Annotated in this window: 14 protein-coding genes and 1 pseudogene; 10 read left to right on the forward strand and 5 right to left on the reverse strand. The window is 59.1% G+C overall.

Features of this window, described 5'->3' with window-relative positions:
• Positions 1 to 76: 76 nt before the first annotated feature.
• The 5 genes and pseudogenes from AAFG13_RS38010 to nodD1 all read right to left on the reverse strand — a co-directional run.
• A pseudogene (locus AAFG13_RS38010) lies at positions 77 to 334 on the reverse strand (transposase); the annotation flags it as partial.
• A 1071-nt stretch (positions 335 to 1405) separates the two neighbouring features.
• Positions 1406 to 1798: an ABC transporter substrate-binding protein gene (locus AAFG13_RS38015; protein ID WP_342710103.1), complete on the reverse strand. Its 393-nt coding sequence runs from the start codon at positions 1796 to 1798 to the stop codon at positions 1406 to 1408.
• Positions 1799 to 2153: 355 nt separating this feature from the next.
• Entirely contained in the window at positions 2154 to 2867 is a 714-nt protein-coding gene (locus tag AAFG13_RS38020) for a MerR family transcriptional regulator (protein ID WP_342713497.1), read from the reverse strand.
• 973 nt (positions 2868 to 3840) lie between these two features.
• Complete coding sequence (nodD2, locus tag AAFG13_RS38025) at positions 3841 to 4824, reverse strand: transcriptional regulator NodD2 (protein ID WP_342710104.1); 984 nt, start codon at positions 4822 to 4824, stop codon at positions 3841 to 3843.
• Between the two features lie 648 nt (positions 4825 to 5472).
• Positions 5473 to 6417: a transcriptional regulator NodD1 gene (gene nodD1 / locus AAFG13_RS38030; RefSeq protein ID WP_342710105.1), complete on the reverse strand. Its 945-nt coding sequence runs from the start codon at positions 6415 to 6417 to the stop codon at positions 5473 to 5475.
• A gap of 849 nt (positions 6418 to 7266) precedes the next feature.
• Here nodD1 and AAFG13_RS38035 point away from each other — a divergent pair.
• From AAFG13_RS38035 to AAFG13_RS38080, 10 genes are all read left to right on the forward strand, one after another.
• Positions 7267 to 7899, forward strand: a complete 633-nt coding sequence (locus AAFG13_RS38035) for a NodA family N-acyltransferase (protein ID WP_342710106.1) — start codon at positions 7267 to 7269, stop codon at positions 7897 to 7899.
• Positions 7896 to 8555, forward strand: coding sequence for a chitooligosaccharide deacetylase NodB (nodB, locus tag AAFG13_RS38040; RefSeq protein ID WP_342710107.1), 660 nt, complete (start codon positions 7896 to 7898; stop codon positions 8553 to 8555). The genes AAFG13_RS38035 and nodB overlap by 4 nt, the downstream gene beginning before the upstream one ends.
• Positions 8556 to 8571: 16 nt before the next feature.
• Positions 8572 to 9948: a chitooligosaccharide synthase NodC gene (nodC, locus tag AAFG13_RS38045; RefSeq protein ID WP_342710108.1), complete on the forward strand. Its 1377-nt coding sequence runs from the start codon at positions 8572 to 8574 to the stop codon at positions 9946 to 9948.
• Positions 9949 to 9960: 12 nt separating this feature from the next.
• Entirely contained in the window at positions 9961 to 10590 is a 630-nt protein-coding gene (gene nodS / locus AAFG13_RS38050) for a nodulation methyltransferase NodS (RefSeq protein ID WP_342710109.1), read from the forward strand.
• 14 nt (positions 10591 to 10604) lie between these two features.
• The gene (gene nodU / locus AAFG13_RS38055) at positions 10605 to 12314 is read left to right on the forward strand and encodes a nodulation protein NodU (RefSeq protein WP_342710110.1); all 1710 of its coding nucleotides are present in this window, start codon (positions 10605 to 10607) and stop codon (positions 12312 to 12314) included.
• Position 12315: 1 nt separating this feature from the next.
• Positions 12316 to 13236 (forward strand): nodulation factor ABC transporter ATP-binding protein NodI, encoded by a 921-nt coding sequence (gene nodI / locus AAFG13_RS38060; protein WP_342710111.1) that lies wholly within the window; start codon positions 12316 to 12318, stop codon positions 13234 to 13236.
• Between the two features lie 3 nt (positions 13237 to 13239).
• The gene (locus tag AAFG13_RS38065) at positions 13240 to 14028 is read left to right on the forward strand and encodes an ABC transporter permease (RefSeq protein ID WP_342710112.1); all 789 of its coding nucleotides are present in this window, start codon (positions 13240 to 13242) and stop codon (positions 14026 to 14028) included.
• A gap of 313 nt (positions 14029 to 14341) precedes the next feature.
• On the forward strand, positions 14342 to 16357 hold the full coding sequence (locus AAFG13_RS38070; protein WP_342713498.1) for a carbamoyltransferase: 2016 nt from the start codon (positions 14342 to 14344) through the stop codon (positions 16355 to 16357).
• A gap of 181 nt (positions 16358 to 16538) precedes the next feature.
• The gene (locus AAFG13_RS38075; protein ID WP_342710114.1) at positions 16539 to 17651 is read left to right on the forward strand and encodes a nodulation protein NodZ; all 1113 of its coding nucleotides are present in this window, start codon (positions 16539 to 16541) and stop codon (positions 17649 to 17651) included.
• Positions 17652 to 18495: 844 nt separating this feature from the next.
• Positions 18496 to 19332 (forward strand): SDR family oxidoreductase, encoded by an 837-nt coding sequence (locus tag AAFG13_RS38080; RefSeq protein WP_342710116.1) that lies wholly within the window; start codon positions 18496 to 18498, stop codon positions 19330 to 19332.
• Positions 19333 to 19424 lie beyond the last annotated feature (92 nt).

Genomic DNA, 19424 nt, shown 5'->3' on the forward strand with positions numbered 1-19424 from the left:
TCTTTGGGATGCGTGGCTCTGAGCGCGCATGATGTGAGTGGCTCATGACGACCTGCAGTGGCGGTCCCGACCATTACTTTGATAGGAGCTCGCGAAGCGCCGCCACGCCGAGCATGTGCTCGACCAGAAGCATCTTTAGCTTCGCGTTCTCCTCTTCCAGGGCTTTCAACCGCTTGGCCGCAGCAACGTCCATGCCGCCGAACCTGGCCTTCCAATTGTAAATCGCCGCTTCAGAGGTACCGTGCCTGCGAGCTAGATCAGCCGCGTTCGCCCCAGCCTCATGCTCCTTCAGTATCGCGATAATCTGCTGTTCCGTGAATCTTGGTCGCTTCATCTGTCCGCCCTTCTTGGGGCCGGACCTGCACTCCAGCGGGAGGAAATACGCGATGAGAGGTCATCTGCCACATGCGCTGGCCCGAAGCTTGGGTCCGAAGGCGTTGCAGAAAGTCCGAGTTCAGTGAAGTCGACAGCCGCGACTTGCCGCTTTTGCCGGATAGTCCGACGGTTGTCCTCGAAAGCAGAACGATGAAGGATGCGGACGCAGATGGCATGGCTGATCACAGTCATGTTGAAAACGTTCTGGATCTTACGAAGTGACCCGATTGGCGCTTCGCCATGCTCGGCTTGGCGGCTGCGTGCCCCAGGATGAGACGGTCCTCTCGATGTCGGCACTGCCGTTCGAGGGCGGCAGCAAGTGACCATTGCATGAGGCGTCCGGGTACCGGAAATCGGTTTTCTTCGATGTCGAGGTCGACGCAAATCGCGTGGGAAGCAATCCGGCTGGATAGCAGAACGACCAACTGGCGCACCACCGCACAGCGAGCAGGGCATCCAGTGCACCCTGTCCCACACGACATGGTGCTCCTTGGAAGTTGCGGAGTGCCGGTGCAGTTGTCTGCATGCGAGCTCGATAGGACAGAATTGTGCGGCAAATTGAGTTTCACGGCTACTATTGCGAGAACGCGAACGGCCAGCACTTCGTAACATCGCCAAACAAAGCCGGTACCATCCGGCATGGAGGGCTCATTTGAAGAAGAAAGCCGACGACCCAGCGCGGCCAACCATCGAGCTGATCAAAGCAGGCTTGGCAAGGAAGAGTTGCAACGCTGAGAGTTGGTGCAGGTACTATTTGTCTATCATCAGACGTAGTTCCTCCTCCAGCGGATCGGCATCGGGAAGCTCCGCGAGCGCTGCAGCGAGGGCTACAAATGCTCCGAAAGCCGCGAGTACAAGGGCGCACGCGAGTATCGCTGCACCAAGGTCGTGAGAGCGTCGTCTTATCATCTGTGTCACGGGTTGAATTTGGTGAGGCGTTGTGTTCGTGCCGAGTGCTCGATAGCTGCAACGACGCCCTGTTGGCCGTCGTTGCCGCAGATCCGAAAGACGGTCTTAGAGCCACGTTCTGTCAGCTGAGGATTTGCCGAGCCTGGTGACCTTTGAATGATGCCCGCTTTGTCGAAGACGTCGGAGCCCGGAATCGACGAAGCGGAGCACAATGACCGGCGACCCGCCGGGCCTGGTCTGTTGTGAGTTTATTGGCAACTGCGACGGCCTGCCTCGGGTCGCAGGCGCCGTCGGCTATGCTCGATGTCACCTTGGTATCGGCAAGTAGGCCCGAACCGTTCAACGTCTCGACCGCCGCGGCCGCATAATCGCGCATCAGCGCGCCGGACGCATCGCTGCTTCCGCTCATCGGGCGAACCGCAGCAATATGGACGTCGCAGGTGCGCGCGGTCCAGGCGAGTGCGCGGATGAGGTGCGCTGCACTTGCGGCTGAAGCGTGACGCCCACTTAACATTGTAGAGCTCCCAATGCTCACCTGAAGTGAACTGCTAGCCTCTGCGGTCAGACGAGGCTGCAGAGATCGATGCGGTTGCTTCTGCCAAGCCGAGTCATGCGCGCCAGCTTGGCCACACCGCGACCATGGGAGAGCCTACAATTTGACGTTACGTGCGGTTCAAGCCCCTTTGAAGGCCGCGTTCGATGAATGTGTCAGGCGAGGGCCGATCGACGAGGCCAGGGCGGCAAGAGCTGTCCCTGACTCCATAAAGCTGCCGCCGCGCATCGTAGCGGCCAGATCAACCGACACTTCATCGCACTCCCAGCTCGAGAAGGGCCGACCGACAATCCTGTGCGCATCCTCCGTGAGGATGTCAGTACGGCTGATCCTCCAACCCGGCAAGGGCGAGATCGAGATATTGCATGAGGCAGGGATCCCAACCAGCCAGGCTGCGGGGGGCGCTTAACCGTGCAAGTACCTTCAACATCGTCGAAACGCGTGAATCGGCTCCGGCTATCTCGCCGATCAGCAAGCGCGCCGCAATCGCGACAGCCTTTGCCCGCTCGCCGCAAGGATGCTCACCCCTGTCCATACACTCACGCAGCTCATCGCGGATCCGCCGCCACCGCTCCTCGCGTTCTGCTGCCAACTTGCATGTGCATCGGGACGTTGGTCTGCGCGTCTCGACCCGCGACATGGCATCCAAAGTGGCAGGCAGCTCATCTACACTTACCTGGACGTCACCGTCCGTCGTCATGTTGCGCAGACGATCTCGCAACAGGGTCGCACGAGTAACTTGAAGTTCAATCCGCTCCAGATGTTTGCGCAGCAGGTCTGTGAGTGAGGTCGTTCCCTCCATAGCTTTACGAATCTCGAGAAGAGAGAAGCCAAGCTCACGTAGCGCCCGAATCTGATGAACCCGTTGAGCGCTTTCGCGGTCGTACATCCGGTGGCCGCCGTCCGTACGATCTGAGGCGGCCAAAAGGCCCGTGTGCTCGTAGTGATGCAGCGTGCGTACCGTCACTCCGGTCGCCTCCGCCAGTTCGCCAATGCGCCATCGACGCCTTCGTGGTGTAGCTTTGTTCATGTTGTTCAATTTCAAAGCCTACAACCTGACGTCACGTATGATTCAAGCTATTTCAAAGCTCTAGCTGGATCGTCTCTGATTCCAGCGTAAGAGAGGTGACTATCCTCAGAATGGCGCGCGATCAACCCTGACGCGAAATGGTGTCCAACAAGTTCATTAAGCACGCCAGTTGAGCCTCGCTAACCGCCGTACGCTCCAAAATGAGCCTGGCGATCGCCGTTCGATTTTCCAGAGTTCGCATCGATGGCGGTAACGCTGTGACTGTCCCATCAAAAAGGCTTCCCAAGACGGATAGTTCTTCCGGATCAAATACACCGCTGTGTTGCGCCAACGTTCAGCTCCTTGTTTGTCATTGCGCCGGAGTAGCGCACGTCGTCAAGACGTGTGGCCGCGATAGGGCCAGAAGAAGTCAGACCGACGGCGCAGAGCGATGAAGGTCCGATGCGCTTGAAGGTGATGCGATAGGGCAACACAGGTGCGCGACACTCAGCGTCGAAAGCGCACGGGCGATTCTCGTCATCTGCAGAATCGATCGGCGCCGCGCTGGCTGTCCGTCACGGTGCGGCTCCGGCGAAGCCGGATCGGCTCTGCTCGCTGGGAGCCTACTTATTCTGAGAGTTGACGGCGAGCAGCCGTGAGCTGGTCCTGGTATGACTATCGAGGCTGCTGCGCCCGGAGGCTGAACTGCAACGTGCAAAGGTCAGCTTCAGCGAGGCCACGAGCGTGTCGGCCTTCGTCTCTGTGGCTCGGCCCTGTAGAACGAGGCAACGCTCGTTTGAACCAGCGTTCGCACATCGGGCCTGATGCCAATGTGCGAGCGAACGGCGCCATGATGGCCCGTCCATGCAGCCAAAACTGCGGGACGTTTGATCTGGCAGCAACAAGTTAGAGCAGGGCAAGCCCAGATTGCGTGCATCGAGCATCCGTCCGGATACAACGCTCGCGCACCTTGCGAGCGTCCTTGCGACAACGGCTAGACAGATCTAGCGAAGTCTCCGTCAGTATCCGCTTGTTTCGAAGCGCAGATGATCGAGCACTCTTCGCGCGCGGACGCCATGCGTGCTGCCTCCTGCAACAATATCTCTCGCATCCAGGTGCTTTCCGGGTCGCTGTTGTGAAGGACAGGCCATTGGACCGCCTCGGTAAAGGTGGGGAAAGGCTGCGGAAGGTCGGCAATGCGAAGCGGCGTCGTTCTTTGGAAGTGCTTAACGAGCCTCAATGGTATAGTCCCTATGCGGCTTGTGCCTGCAAGCAAGGGCGGGATCATGCTGAAGCTCTGCACTAGAATGTCGATGCGCCGATTGAGGCCGAGACCGAGTAAAAAGGTCTCCTCGATGGCGGCCTTGCGCGTACCTCCAAGCTTAACCGCAACGTGGCCCATTGACATATATCGATCAAATGTAAGCGGCCGTAGTAGCTGGCCGTTCGTGCAGCAGCCAACGCAGACGAGCCTCTCCTCGAACAGGGCCACCCGCGGGTGCGCGCTGGACATGAATAGTTCCGGCAGGATAACAAAATCGAGGTCGCCGCGCCGGAGAAGCTCGTCGTGCTCATCGGCGAGTGCCACCAGTTCGAAGCTGACGGCGGGCGCCTCTCGCGCGACACGCTCCACGACATTTCGGAAGAACACGACTGTCATGGAATCAGAAAGGCCGATCCTGAATCGCCGGTTCGATTGAGCCGGGTCGAACGCCTCCTGCGCGATAATGGAGAGCTGGATCTGCATCAGGGCCTCGCGAACAGGAGCCGCCAGGCCCTCGGCGCGCGAGGTCGGGACAAGTTCCCGGCCTCTCATCGCAAACAGCTCATCACGGAAATAGGACCGCAATCGGCTAACAGCTGCGCTCATGGCCGGTTGACTAAGGTTAATCTTGCGTGCTGCGGCGGTGAGATTGCGCTCAGTCATGAGAGCATCAAGCGCGACGAGGAGATTTAGATCCAAGCCTTTGAAACGCATATCTTCTTATCCGGCGCAAGCGGTTTGCGGTGCATACAATGAGCGACAACGGCTGCGCTTGAAGCAGTCTCATTGGCTCGCCCGAATCGACTCCGTTCCTACCGTGCGATCGCGAAAAGAAGCTCGCGGAATCATCGCTAGAGTGGCGAGAAGGCGATCGGCGGACCACCAGCGGCCGGAAGCCGTCGGCAGCCGCGATGATCGATCTCGCCGCTCCGGCGACACTCGCAACGCGAACTGGACAATAGCATTGTTGGCAGGCGGCCCCGGAGCCTATCCGGCCAGCCGTGGAGTCCGCCAATGCGCCCCGTCGACGTGTCCGCGTAGCGCAGCGTTAGTCACGGCGGCCAATCTACAACCTGACGCAGTGTGGGATTCAAGCGGTTTAATTCGGCTCGCCAGGCGTTATTGTAACCGAAGAAGTACCCCGCGATCGTGCCGGACGCCGCCGCTTGCAGTACAAGCGCGCCAAACCACATCTTGCGAGATCACGACGCTCGCCAATGGCGAATCGCGTCGCAACCCATCGCCGGTTCGCACGGCCCTGTTACAGCATCGCCGTCCGAGACGTGAAATGCCAAAGCGCCCGAGCACGTTGAAGGGGTTGGTAATATATTTGCAACTTGCCGAGAGCGGCTTGTGGGAAACTTAGCTGCGCCTGCGAGTGGGGGGCTCCTGATGCGCAGATGCCATGTTGGATGCTTCCTCCAACAATATCCGACGCATCCAAATGCTCGCCGGATCGGTATTGTGGAGCGCAGGCCACTGCACAGCCTCGGTGAAAGTGGGCAGGGGAAGCGGGGGCTCGACAATCCGCAGAGGCATCTGCTTTTCGAAGTGTCGGGCGAGTCGCAAGGGCATTGTCCCTATACGGCACGTGTCTAACAATATAGGTGGAATCAGGCTAAAGCCCTGCACAACGACTTCAATGCGTCTCTTGAGGCCGTGCTCAAGCAAGAACCATTCTTCGAGGTTCGGTCTCAGTGCCCGTCCGAACTTGGCCGTCACGTGCCCCATCGAAATGTAATTCTCGAATGTAAGCTGTCGTGATAGGTGCTTGTTTGTGCGGCATCCCACGCATACGAGAGTCTCATCGAACAGCGTCGCCTTCGGATGCACGCTCGACATAAACGGTTCCGGCAGAATCAGAAAATCGACTTCGCCGCGTCGGAGCAGTTCATCGGGCTCATCGGAAAATGGCAGCAATTCGAAGCGCACTGCGGGAGCTTCCTGCGCGATACGATCGACGATCCTCCGAAAAAAGACGATTGTCATGAAATCGGAGAGAATGACCCTGAAGCGTCGGCTCGACTGAGTCGGGTCGAACACGTCCGGTGAAATGATCGAGAGTTGGATGTGCAGCAGGGTCTCGCGAACCGGACCCGCGAGCGCCTCCGCGCAAGGTGTCGGGACGAGCTCGCGACCTCTCATCGTAAACAGTTCATCGCGGAAATAGGTGCGCAACCGCGCGATCGCAGCGCTCATAGCGGGCTGGCTGAGGTTAATTTTGCGCGCCGCCGCTGTGAGGTTGCGCTCCGTCATCAGAGCGTCGAGTGCAACGAGAAGGTTTAGATCAAGTCCCTTGAACCGCATGTTGTGAGTCTATCCATCGTGTGGATGTGTTCTATCGAAACAATCGATTTTACCAAATTGCGGAATGTTGGATAGCAAACATCAGTTTGTAGAAAATTGTCAGGCATATCACGATGGCTGCTGGTGGTTACGCGGGTTCCAAGAAGAACTCCTGGACGTGCGGGCACCTGCCGAATCCGCCGAGTGGGGGTGGCTATCGGCGCGCCATGCGACCTGCGTCGCCTCTTCTCGATGCGACGAGGGCTCGATACGAGGCTAGGCGGGCGCTGACAAACCTTCGTATGTGTATTCCATCCCTTTCCATATCGTCGGTTTACCCACGTACACTAGAGGGTGCGGTCAGCCTCGCCATAGTGTCGCGATCAAGCGGCAGGCGCAGATTGCGAATGCCAAATATCTCGGGCGAATGGCCAAACGGCTCGCCTGTCCATCGCATTCAGGGCGCGTCGAAAATGCATAAGACACAAGTTGATCTGGTGCCAATCGGACGCACCTCCGATGGGGTCTCACGCTTCGATGGCCAGCCCTCAGACTGCACAGCGCCGGTAGCGTTGGAGGAGGTGGAACCGCTCCGTGGTGCCGATAGGTTGTGGGCAGTCCAATCGCCCCGTCGGCGTGTCCTGCGATATCTCGGGCGTGGCGTCGGTCGGAGCGACGCGCGCAACCCGTGCGTTGATCTCGCCGCTAGCGAAAGCGTCATTCCGATCGATCTGCTCAGGCGCGGCGCTGGCGAGGGGGCCGAGCTTCGATGTCGCATGTCAGCTCAGTAGCGTTCAGCGGCTCGGCGAATAGCGAGTTGCTCACGTGGACATATCCGCTCCTAACCCCACCGGTGCAGGGAAGCCCGCCATGAATAGTGCCGGAGCCCGGTCTGCGGAAGGTCTCTCTGCGCGCGCTCAAGTGCAGTGGAGCGTTCGCTGGGAAAACCAGCTGCAGCTCGCCGATCATGCCGAGCTCGCCGAGTTTTTCCGTAAGAGCTACGGGCCGACCGGTGCGTTCAATGCGCAGCCATTCGAAGGCAATCGAAGTTGGGCCGGTGCAAGGCCAGAGGTTCGCGTAATTGGTCACGACGATCGCGGGGTGGCTGCTCACGTTGGCCTGCTCCGCCGCTTCATCAAGATTGGGGGAGTTGAGCTACTCGTGGCCGAACTAGGGCTATATGCGGTGCGGCCGGATCTTGAGGGGCTTGGAATCAGCCACTCGATGCGCGTGATGTATCCTGTACTGCAGGAGCTTGGGGTACCGTTCGGCTTTGGTACGGTTCGGCCCGCACTTGAGAAACATCTTACCCGACTGGTCGAAAGACACGGGCTGGCAACCCTCATGTCTGGCATTCGCGTCCGCTCAACGCATCCGGATGTGTATCCCAATTTGTCGCCGATCCGCATCGAAGACGTGGTCGTGGTGGTTTTCCCGGTAGGATGCTCGATAAGCGAGTGGCCAGCCGGGACGTTAATCGATCGGAACGGGCCCGAGCTGTGAAAGAATTCGTCCCCCTATCTGCTGTCCATTGCGACTACGATGACGTGAGCGGAAGTCGCCCCGTCTATCTGACCTTTGACGATGGGCCAAATCCATTTTGCACGCCGCAGGTCCTCGATTTGCTGACGCAGCATCGGGTACCAGCGACGTTCTTCGTGATCGGCATGTACGTGGCCGATCAGCCTGAACTCATTCGACGAATGATCGCGGAGGGGCACGAGGTCGCAAACCACACGATGACGCATCCGGATCTCTCCAGATGCGAAACAGCAGTGGTCCACGATGAAGTGCTAATGGCGAGCAAGGCGATTCGTTCGGCATGCCCGCAGGCGTCGCCCAGGCACATGCGAGCACCCTACGGCATATGGACCAGGGAGGTGCTCGCTACGTCAGCGCGGGCTGGTCTCGCAGCCGTGCACTGGTCCGTCGATCCGAGAGATTGGTCGCGTCCTGGGGTTGATAGGATTGTGAATTCGGTGCTGGCCGCCGTTCGCCCGGGTGCAATTGTGCTGCTGCACGACGGATATCCGCCCGGTGAGGAGAGGCTGGGCACTGATGTCACTCTGCGTGATCAGACGGTGAGGGCGCTGTCATATCTGATTCCGACGTTACAACAGCGCGGATTTGCAATCCGTCCGCTTCCTCAACTTCACTGAATAAAACTGGCACCCTATGGACCTGTTCGCTACAACCAGCGCTGTCGCTGTTTCGTCTTATGCGCTGCTCTCGACTGTCTACAAGAGCGCGCAAGCGCTTTATGCTCAGCCGGTGAATGCGTCATCGCCGGACGACGATCTAGCACAATCCGAGACAGCCCTACCGAGCGTAGACGTCATCGTGCCTTGCTTCAACGAGGACCCAAACACGCTCTTCGAATGCCTCGAGTCGATTGCGAGCCAGGATTACGCTGGAAAGTTGCAGGTCTATGTGGTCGACGACGGATCTGCAAATCGCGACGTTGTCGGGCCTGTACACGACATCTATGCGAACGATCCGAGGTTCAGCATCATCTTGCTGGCCAAGAACGTTGGAAAGCGCAAGGCGCAGATCGCTGCAATACGCAGCTCTTCCGGGGATCTGGTGCTCAACGTCGACTCGGATACGATCCTTGCCGCTGACGTTGTCACGAAGCTTGTGTTGAAGATGCAAGACCCGGAAATCGGCGCGGCCATGGGGCAGTTGATAGCGAGCAACCGCAGCGAAACCTGGCTGACCAGGCTGATCGATATGGAATACTGGTTGGCGTGCAACGAAGAGCGCGCGGCACAGGCTCGTTTCGGTGCTGTCATGTGCTGCTGCGGCCCATGTGCTATGTATCGTCGCTCAGCGCTCGCTTTGCTGCTTGATCAATACGAAGCGCAATACTTTCGTGGCAGGCCAAGCGATTTCGGCGAGGATCGCCATCTAACGATCCTCATGCTCAAGGCCGGGTTTCGAACCGAGTATGTCCCGGATGCAATCGCGGCAACGGTCGTCCCGGACAGCCTTGGGCCATATCTGCGTCAGCAACTCCGCTGGGCACGCAGTACCTTTCGGGACACATTTCTTGGGTTACGCTTGCTGCCAGAGCTCGATGGCTATCTCACGCTGGATGTTATCGGGCAAAATCTCGGCCCGCTGCTTCTCGCTGTTTCAGCACTGGCTGCGCTCACACAGCTGGTAATTGGCGGGTCGGTACCCTGGTGGACGGGGCTGACGATTGCAGCAATGACGATGGTCCGGTGCAGTGTGGCAGCCTTTCGTGCTCGCGACGTGCGGTTTCTCGGCTTCTCGTTCCATACACCGATCAACATCTTTCTCTTACTTCCTTTGAAAGCCTATGCGCTTTGTACATTGAGCAATAGCGACTGGCTGTCGCGCAAGGTCGCCAACGTGCCGGCCGAAGGGGAAAAGCAGGCCGTCACTCCGCACCCGAACGCTGGATTGAGCCCTGCAAGTCAAGGAAGAATCTCTCGCACAATTCGTCAGCCGGGATTTTCGCACCGCCCATCGAGCCTGGCGGCGACGGAGAGTGTTTGCGCTAGCGATCGTTCGACTGCCTACAAATAGGTTGATTGGCTCATGACCTTGGACACAAACCAACAGCTATTAGAGCGCGAGTTGGCTGCCGACGATCCATGGCGCCTCGACAGTAGTTCGTTCGAGCAGGAGCGGTACGCGCAAATGCTCCGGATGTCGCGTTGCAACGGGGATCTTGCGCATACCCTCGAAGTCGGGTGTGCAGCCGGTGCATTCACGGAAATGCTGGCGCCGCATTGCCAACGAGTCACTGTGGTCGATGTCATGCCGCAGGCGATTGAGCGAGCGCGACGACGGACCAGGAAGTGGTCACATATCACGTGGGTGGCCTGCGACATCCAACGGTTCTCGACTGCCGAGCAGTTCGATCTGATCGTCGTTGCGGAGGTTCTCTACTATCTCAAAGATATTGCCGAGATGCACGCGGCTATCCGCAACCTGGTGAGTATGCTTGCGCAAAATGGGACTCTGGTGTTCGGGTCCGCGCGTGATGCCACGTGTCAGCGCTGGGGTCATGCTGCTGGTGCCGAGACGGTGATTGCTCTCTTCAACGAAAGTCTATCGGAGGTCGAGCGTCTGCACTGCCACACCGAGTCGGTCAACGAAGACTGCTTGCTTGTCCGGTTCCGGAAGCCGGGTCGCTCGTCAGAACAATCAAACGTCGGTCATTAGGCCAGGGGGTTCGTATGCGTATCTGCGGCATCAAGTTGACACATGACGGCGCAATTGCTGTCGTCGAGGACGGGCGGCTTGTCTTTTGCACCGAGCAAGAGAAGCGCGGCAGCAATCCACGCTATCAATCCATCGACAATCTCGATGCAGTCGTGCTCGCCTTGGCGGAGCATGGCCTGGAACCGCATGACATTGATCAGTTCGTCATCGACGGCTGGGATGGCGAGATTGAATCGCAGTTCCAGGTGCTCAGCGGGGCGGTGCCGATCGCACTGAAAGGGGCGCCATATGTCGAGCGCCATGCTGAGGGTCTTCTTGATTCTGTCGACGGCTTTGGCCTGATCCTCGGCGGCAAGGTGGTTCCCTATAAGAGTTACCCGCACGTCACGGGCCACGTCGCGTCAGCATACAGCACCAGCCCCTTTGCCATGGCCGGAAAACCCGCGTTTTGTCTGGTATGGGACGGCTGCATCTTTCCACGTCTTTACCATGTCGAACCTCGGGGGGCGCGGCTCATTGGATCCCTGTTTCCGATGATCGGTCACGCCTATGCTGCCGCCGGCCTTCACTTCGGACCGTACAGGCAGCCGAACCGCTCCAGTTGGGATTTGGGCATCGCCGGCAAGCTGATGGCTTACATCGCGCTTGGCTCTGTCGACGAAAGCATCGTGGCAGTGTTTCAGGAGCTCTACGAAAAGCGCTTCGCGGCCGACACGGAGCAGGCTCGTCGCTACCGCGCGGACATCAATAACGCGGAATTGTCTCTTGCGGCCATTCACGACTTCTTCGAGGCAAGCGCACTGCGCCTCAAGGCCAAGCGAGCGGAGGACGTCCTTGCGTCGTTCCATGTGTTCCTGGAACGTCTTCTTGTCAAGGAAATCGCGATGGTTCTGCTGCGGCACTCGTCGCTTCCGGGAGCGCGAAATCTATGTGTAGCCGGTGGTTGCGGTCTCAATATCAAGTGGAATAGCGCACTTCGCGCGACGGGACTGTTCGATGATGTCTGGGTGCCGCCATTTCCGAATGACAGCGGCTCGGCAATCGGTGCTGCCTGCAGTGCGATGGCGGCGCAAAATGGGTTCGCGCCGCTGGAATGGTCGGTCTACAGTGGCCCGGCCCTGGAGGCCAGCGAGATTCCGTCAGAATGGGAGGCCGCGCCGTGTAGTCTGCGTGAGCTGGCGGCCATTCTCGCCGACAACCGGCCGGTAGTCTTTCTTTCCGGGCGCGCCGAGCTTGGGCCGCGGGCGTTGGGCGGCAGAAGCATTCTTGCAGCCGCGACCTCGCCAGCGATGAAGGATCATCTCAACGACATCAAGCGTCGCGAGCACTTCCGGCCGGTCGCGCCGATCTGCCTGGAGGACCGGGCGCCAGAAATCTTCAGCCCAGGTACGCCAGATCCCTACATGCTGTTTGATCACCAGACCCGAGCGGAATGGCGCGACAAGGTCCCCGCTGTCGTCCATCTGGACGGTTCTGCGCGATTGCAGACAATCGCACGCAACTCTCCGCACAAGATCGCCGAGCTCCTCGTCGAATTTGAGCAACTCACGGGCATTCCGCTACTCTGTAACACAAGTGCCAACCTCCATGGACGTGGATTCTTCCCGGATGCCGCCGCAGCCTGCCAATGGGGACGCGTCGAACATGTCTGGTGCGACGGCCTGATCTGGACCAAATCGGTCGTACGCAAGCCAACGTCGGCTGAACGACTTCTGCCTGCCTAAGATGAGCATGTCCACCGCAGCAATCGACCTTGCCGGCGTAAGAAAGGCCTTTGGCGACAAGATCATCGTCAATGAGCTGTCGTTCTCGGTTGCGCGCGGAGAATGCTTCGGCCTGCTCGGGCCCAATGGAGCTGGCAAGAGCACGATTGCGCGTATGCTCCTCGGCTTGATCTCTCCGGACGCAGGCAAGATTACGGTCCTTAATGAGCCTGTGCCTGCACGCGCTCGTGTAGCACGTGTGCGCGTCGGCGTGGTGCCGCAGTTCGATAACCTTGAACTCGAGTTCACGGTACGAGAGAACCTGCTGGTGTTTGGCCGCTACTTCGGCATGAGCGCTCACAAGATCGAGGCAGTCGTGCCGTCGTTGCTTGAGTTCGCGCGCCTCGAAAGCAAGGCTGACATGCGCGTCGCCGAGCTGTCGGGTGGCATGAAACGGCGGTTGACGCTGGCGCGTGCGTTGATCAATGACCCACACCTGCTGGTGATGGACGAGCCGACGACTGGTCTGGATCCACACGCACGCCATCTAATCTGGGAACGCCTGCGAGTTCTGCTTTCCCGTGGCAAGACGATCCTCTTGACCACACACTTCATGGAAGAGGCGGAACGCCTATGCGATCGGCTGTGTGTCCTCGAAGGTGGACGCAAGATCGCTGAAGGCAAACCCGACGCCTTGATCGACGAGCATATCGGCTGCAACGTAATCGAGGTCTATGGCGGTGATCCGCATGAGCTCCGTGAGCTGATCAGGCCTCATGCGCGACACATCGAAACGAGTGGAGAGACACTCTTCTGTTACGCGCCATACCCGGAGCAGATACGCGTGCAACTGCGCGGGCGAGCGGGCCTTCGTATTCTGCAGCGTCCGGCAAATCTCGAAGACGTGTTTTTGCGGCTGACCGGGCGCGAGATGGAGAAGTGAGCGATGGGTGAAGGTTATGCAACGGTGATGCCCGCTAACGCGTACAACTGGATCGCGGTGTGGCGTCGAAACTTCCTAGCATGGAGGAAAGTCGCACTTGCATCGGTTCTCGGCAACCTCGCGGATCCCATAACCAATCTATTTGGCCTTGGCTTTGGCCTCGGGCTGATCGTGGGGCGCGTCGAGGGGACTTCTTACATCGCGTTTCTGGCGGCGGGCATGGTCGCGAGCAGCGCCATGTCAGCTGCGAGCTTTGAAACCTTGTATGCATCCTTTGCGCGCATGGTTTCCGCGCGCACCTGGGAAGCGATTCTGTCCACACAGCTCACGCTTGGCGATATCGTTCTAGGTGAATTGGTGTGGGCGGCCAGTAAGTCCGTTCTGGCCGGAACTGCGATCGGGATTGTTGCTGCCACGCTGGGTTATGCATCCTGGCCGTCGATTGTCTATGCGGTGCCAACCGTCGCCCTTACCGGCCTTGTCTTCGCCAGCCTGGCGATGGTCGTCATATCTCTTGCGCCAAGTTACGACTACTTCGTGTTTTACCAGACGCTCGTCCTGACCCCGATGGTGTTTCTGTGTGGTGCGGTGTTTCCGATGAGCCAACTGCCCGGCTCATTTCAGCACTTCGCCGGTTTGCTGCCGCTCGCACATTCGGTCGACCTCATTCGCCCGGCGATGCTTGAGCGCACAGCTGGCGGCGCTGCCCTGCATGTCGGTGCGCTTTGCATGTACGCGATATTGCCCTTCTTCGTATCGACGGCACTGTTACGGCGCCGCCTGCTGCGTTGACATGAAACCTTGCGAACACGGAGAAACGTCAATCGATGCGGTCGCACGACGCTTTCTGCGATGGCGCGAGGCAACCCACCCACCACGGCAATAGCCGCATGGGTTTAAAAACAGGCTGGTTAGCCGGCTGATCGGTTGATCGGTGCGAGCACCAGCCGCTCAAATGCTGCTCGCCGATCGCTACGCGTTGGGACGGATTTTGCGAGAAATCCTGGTTGTGCTGTCCGGCCTCGCGCAGCCGACGTAGTGCGAGTCCAGACTGCGTAGGTGGAACGGCAGTTGACATTCCTGTCATGATTAAATGGAGAAGGTGATGTTGTGTCTGGGAGTGAGTGGCGGTCTAGACAGAGTCTATGAGAGCTCGCCCGAGTTACCGAATACATTTCTGCACGACGGCGCTGCAGTTCTTGTGCGAGATGGCCGGGTTATCGCTGCCGTCGAAGAGGAGCGCCTCAATCGGGTCAAGCACTCCAATAAGTTCCCCAGCAACGCGATCCAATACTGCCTTTCCACTGCAGGAGTCGAGCTTGACGAGATCGACCGTATCGCGTTCTACGCGACTGAAGCCTACTGCAATACTATGCTCGAGCGCCTGTGTGTTTCCCAGCCCATTCCGTTGGACGCCAGACTGGTGCTGCGGCAGCTGCTGGCACGGGAGTTCGGTGCCGAGGTCGACGCGTCGCGGGTTTCCTTCGTAAATCACCACGAAGCTCATGCCGTGAGCGCGTTTGCCATGTCTGGATTCGAGCAAAGTCTCATTTTTGCGGTCGACGGAGGTGGCGATTTTCTCTCGGGCCTCTTGGCTGTGGGGTCGGGCACCGACATGACGCAACTCGCTAGCTTCCCAGAACATAATTCTCTGGGGCTGTTCTATCTCGAGACGATCCGATATCTCGGCTACGGGTTGTTCGACGAGTACAAGGTGATGGGACTTGCCCCTTACGGTGACCCCGCTCGCTATCGCGAGCTCTTCGCGCAGTTCTACGAGTTGTTGGACAATGGTGGCTATCGCGTCCACCTGGATCGAATCGGTCCGGCCCTGCTCCGCAGCATCGAGATCCGGCGAAAGGGAATGCCATTCACGCAGCAGCATCGGGATGTCAGCGCTTCGCTGCAGGAGGCGTTGGAGCGGATCGTGTTTCACGTCCTGCGGCACCATCGCGAAGCGACCGGCATGACGCGTTTGTGCCTGGCTGGAGGGGTAGCGCACAACTGCACCGTGAACGGTAAGCTGCTCTATTCCGGACTTTTCGACGACATCTTCGTCCAACCCGCGGCACACGACGCCGGTTGCGCACTGGGCGCCGCGCTGATGATGTCTAACGAACTGGGCAAGCCAGCGCCGCGCGAGCGACTACAGGACGTCTATTGGGGACCCGGTCTCGGGAACGAGCGATCCATAGAACAGGAGCTCAATGCATGGTCCGGCCATCTCGATATTCAACGAAGTGATGACATAGCAGGCAGTGCGGCCGACTGGATGGCAAATGGTGCCGTGATCGGTTGGGTTCAGGGCCGCTCTGAGTTCGGGCCGCGTGCGCTTGGCAACCGCAGCATTCTTGCGGACCCTCGGCCGGCCGAAAACAAGGGCCGGATCAACGCGATGGTCAAAAAGCGCGAGGGTTATCGTCCGTTTGCACCATCGGTGCTGGAGGAGGATGCGAGCGAGTTCTTTGAGCTCCCGGACGGCAAGCGGGAGTTTCCCTTCATGAACTTCGTGGTTCGCGTGCGTGAAGCACAGCGTAGCGTGCTCGGTGCGATCACGCACGTTGATGGTACCGCCCGGCTGCAAACAGTGTCGCGCAAGACAAACCCCGCCTATTGGGATGTGATTAATGCGTTCAAGAAGCGAACCGGCATCCCGGTTCTTCTAAATACGTCCTTTAACAACAACGCCGAGCCGATCGTGGAGTCCGTTTCAGACGCGATCGCCACGTTCTTGACGACTGACCTGGACGGACTTGTTGTTGGACCCTTCCTCGTCAAGAAGCGGGCCGCAACACGGCAGGATTGGACTGCACTGAGCGTGTCATTGCCGCCCTATGCATCGCTTCATCGCGTTCGCTCCCACACAGCGGGAGATCGTCAGGAAACAGTCTGCGAGATCCGCACGGGACGTTCGGGCCACGACAGCATGCGTGTCTCACATGAGCTTTTCGAGCTCCTGATGCGGATCGAGGGCGAGGCGCCGCTCGGCTGGCTTCTCGACGCAACCGAACTGGACCAGGCCAGGCGCGAAGACCTCGTGAAGGAACTGCGGCTCGTGTGGGAGCAACGCCGCGTCCGGCTGCATCCGCCACGCGCTGTTTGCGACTGCAATGAAACGTAAGGCGAAACCCAACCTGAACTCATGAGCATGGCTATGTCTACGCATCCATCTGGAGAAGAGGCAGGCCAGCGGGCTCGGTTGCAATCGGAATCCGGCTGAAATCGGTTATGTCGAGGCGTCACCGTTGAATAGAACAGGTCGAAAGCGTTGAGAGAACCCGCCGCAACAGGGATACGCTGCTATGAAGTTCTATCGAAGCAGTTCACCGCCACGGCGAATGGCGACGATGGCATCGGACGAAATCATACGCGAGGCGTCTCTAATGACACCTCATGTCCAACAAGGAGCCTGGAACGAGGCAATGCAGACGTTTAGCGGTTCGAGGAATGATCGGTTCGTTGTTTCCAGGCGACGTACGGGGTTCGGCGACTGCCTGTGGTCGCTCGCTGCAGCCTGGCGTTTTGCACAGCGGACCGGACGGACGCTTGCCATCGACTGGCGGGGGTCTTGTTATCTCGATCAGCCATTCACCAATGCCTTTCCGGTTTTCTTCGAGCCAATCCAAGACATTGCTGGCGTACCGGTGATCTGCGACGACCAGATCAACCAGCGCTCGTTTCCAGGACCATTCTTCCCGGCATGGTGGAACAAGCCGTCCATAGACTGCGTCTATCGGCCGGACGAGCAGATTTTCCGGGAGCGCGACGAACTCGACCACCTGTTCGAAAGCCAGCAGGATAGTGACGCTAGCACCGTTGTGTGCGACGCGTGCTTGATGTGGCGCTGCGATCAGGATGCTGAACGAGAGATCTTTCGGAGCATCAAGCCACGGTCTGAAATTCAGGCTCGGATTGATGCCGTCTACCGGGAGCACTTTGAGCCGTACAGCATGATCGGCATTCATGTTCGGCACGGCAACGGCGAGGATATTATGGGGCATGCTCCTTACTGGGCCGATCCGGAGCGTGCCTTGCGGCAGGTCTGTAATGCCATCGATAAGGCCAGGGCATTGCCACACGCGAAACCTGTGAGGGCTTTCCTGTGCACGGACAGCGCGCTCGTCCTTGAGAAGGTTTCGTCGATATGTCCCGAGGTTTTCACGATCTCAAAACGTTTCCAGGCGCCCGAGGCCGGGCCGTTGCACAGTGCCGCGCTCGGAGCCGATGGAGGCTTTTCCGCCCTCATCGAGATGTATCTCCTTGCGCGGTGCAACACCGTGATTCGTTTCCCCCCGACGAGCGCCTTCACGCGTTATGCGCGCCTCTTTGCGCCACGCGTTATAGAATTCGATTTGAACGATCCGAGCCGATTGATCTTGATTGAAGACACTTCGCAAGAGCTCGTGGCTTTATGAAAGTTGTAACCCGTTTCATCGATCTGATGGCCGCTCTTTGCATCCAGCAGTACTGTCACTATGTTTCCTCGCGGCAATTTTTTGCCCGAACTGACGCTCCGAGGCCTCCTTCCACCGGAGAAGAGAAAGATGCTGCGGCCGGAATGCCTTCCGCTGAAGCTCGACCTCGACAAGAGTGGCCCTAACTGGCTGGGCCGGCGCTAAACGGTGTAATGCATCTTCGTCTTCGCCTGGTGCGGACTCGCAAGTCCCGCTGGCCGATCGCGGATAAAGTCATCGAAAGGGTCTCCGGTGAGCCGGCGAGTTCCGTAGCGCCCGTCGGGCACACTCTCTCACGCGGCCTGGCGCATTCGGAATCGACTATGTCAGGCTAGACATCCAGTGCGCCAGCTCGTGGTCGCGAAATCAATCCGCGGAGCGATGTGCCACCGCTGGACACAACAGGGCAGGGCATCATGAAGTCAGCGCCAGTTGCGGGTAAACCTAACGTGCGAAGCTCGTAACGTCAGGTTTCGATCGCAAATGGGCAGCGACCGCTGGGCGCGGCGCTGTCCTGACCTATCGGTGCTCCGATGAGAGGCGCTGTCGATCCGCTCGCTCCTCCAATTGCGCGATCACGAAGGAGGGCGCAGCCTTGTAGCGTGGTCTTGGCAGTGGGGCGAGCTTGCTCTGGGCATTTTGTAGGTGATGCACCGTTGCTGTCGCAAACACGCCGTGTCTCGAAGCCGCCAAGCGTTTCGCGTGCGCGACATTAGGACGCAAAACCGGAGCCCGTTTGCGTGCATCGTAGTGGCCCAAATCCTGCTACGGCTTCCCCAGCGGCGCTAGAGGAGAGGAGGCGGGCGTGGGTCTCGAACTGCCAAATGACGATCCGGTCGGAGGTCCGCTGTCGGCGGCACACTTGGGTTGTCCCTCTCACGCCGATAAAGTCCGCGTCCATCGGGGAGAAAAAAAGGCGATGTTGCTGACCGGCGCATCGCGCGGAATTGGTCACGCCACTGCCAAACTGTTTTCGGAGGCGGGCTGGCGCATCATTTCTTGCGCGCGCCAACCGTTCGAGGGCGAGCGGTGCCCGTGGGAGTCCGGGAGCGAGGACCATGTCCAGGTCGACCTCAGCAATCATCGAATGCTGCCGCGCGTGGTCACCGAGGTCAAGAGACGCTTGGCGGGCGCACCCTTGCACGCGCTGGTGAACAATGCTGGCGTCTCGCCGAAAACGCCCGATGGTGACCGGCTGACGTCGCTGACGACGTCGACCGAAACCTGGATGAGGGTGTTCCATCTGAATTTGGTGGCCCCGATCCTGCTGGCGCAGGGTCTATTTGACGAGCTGAGGGCCGCGTCAGGATCGATTGTCAACGTGACTTCGATTGCGGGTTCGCGGGTGCACCCGTTTGCCGGCAGCGCCTATGCGACGTCCAAAGCTGCCCTTGCAAGTCTCACGCGGGAAATGGCCCACGACTATGCGCCGCATGGCATTCGCGTGAATGCGATCGCGCCCGGCGAAATCAAGACGGAGATGTTGTCGCCCGATACAGAAGCGCGGCTCGTGCCAAACATCCCGCTGCGCAGAGTGGGAACGCCCGATGAGGTGGCTAAGGTCATTTTTTTCCTATGTTCGGACGCCGCAAGCTACGTCACGGGGGCCGAGGTGCCGATCAATGGTGGGCAACACCTGTGAAACGAGCGGGCCTAACAACGCAGCTGACTTGAGCTGCAGCGGTGGACCTTGCGTTTTACGCTAACGTCGCGCATCCCTTCCGGAAAATGAAA

This window comes from Bradyrhizobium sp. B124 (assembly GCF_038967635.1).
GTDB lineage: Bacteria > Pseudomonadota > Alphaproteobacteria > Rhizobiales > Xanthobacteraceae > Bradyrhizobium.